This window comes from Pyramidobacter sp. C12-8 (assembly GCF_002007215.1).
Classification (GTDB): Bacteria; Synergistota; Synergistia; order Synergistales; family Dethiosulfovibrionaceae; genus Pyramidobacter.
On sequence record NZ_MUHX01000101.1, the window covers coordinates 1 to 270 of the forward strand.

General features: G+C 53.3%; 1 pseudogene. It reads right to left on the reverse strand.

Features of this window, described 5'->3' with window-relative positions:
* Positions 1–3: 3 nt before the first annotated feature.
* A pseudogene (locus tag B0D78_RS13545) lies at positions 4–270 on the reverse strand (hypothetical protein); the annotation flags it as partial.

A 270-nucleotide genomic window follows, 5' to 3' on the forward strand; every position in this document is an offset into this window, starting at 1 on the left:
TCCTTAAGCCTTTACGCTGTCTTTGACGACAACATAACCGCCGTTAGGACCGGGAACAGCGCCCTTGATAGCGAGCAGGTTGTTCTCCGCGACGATCTTTACAACGGTGAGGTTCTGAACGGTAACCTTCTCGGCGCCGAGAAGGTTACCGTTCAGAACCTCACCGTTGTAAAGATCGTCGCGGAGAACAACCTGCTCGCTATCAAGGGCGCTGTTCCCGGTCCTAACGGCGGTTATGTTGTCGTCAAAGACAGCGTAAAGGCTTAAGGA